This is a genomic window from Massilia sp. TSP1-1-2, from assembly GCF_049896185.1.
Lineage (GTDB): Bacteria > Pseudomonadota > Gammaproteobacteria > Burkholderiales > Burkholderiaceae_D > Telluria_A.
Genome location: NZ_JAFCTU010000212.1, coordinates 1 through 562, shown reverse-complemented (window position 1 = coordinate 562; position 562 = coordinate 1). Strand labels below are relative to the sequence as shown.

Genomic DNA, 562 nt, shown 5'->3' with positions numbered 1-562 from the left:
TTGAATGGACTAAGGAAAACGGCCGCGCTTACGACAAGTGCACGTCGGGCGGCTCCTTCTTGAGCATTGATCCGGTGGTGACGGATGGAAATACCGGATCAAGTTTCAATCGGTACGCCTACGCCAATAACAGTCCATACAAATACGTCGATCCTGATGGGCGAAACCCTGCCGCCTTGCCTGCCTTTGGTGGAGGCATGTTGGTTTGTGGCCCAGTATGCGGTTTTGCTGCGGCATCGGTCGTGGTCATCGCCGGACTTTACGCTGTCGACAAGATTTCGAACTCGATGCAGTCAAGTGGCAGCGGGCCGTCGACGCCTAGGCCTACGGTTACGCCGACTGCACCGACAACGGCGCCGGGCATTGTTGGTAATTCCGGCACTTTGCCGAAGCTTCCCACAGGAATTGGTAGCGTGCCAGCGGCGGACAGAGATCCGAAGCGTCTTTTTAGCCCAGGGGAGCGTGAGGCAAAACGAGCAGAGCAAGATCATAAATGCGGAAACGGTTGCGGTGCGGACATCGATAAGTCAAACTCAAGTGGCCATCATTCCGAGACACGTCA

The 562-nt window shown here is 55.9% G+C and carries 1 pseudogene; it reads left to right on the top strand.

Annotation, left to right across the window (positions count from 1 at the left end):
• Positions 1-59: 59 nt before the first annotated feature.
• Positions 60-562 (top strand): annotated as a pseudogene (locus ACP7BV_RS27765) (hypothetical protein); the annotation flags it as partial.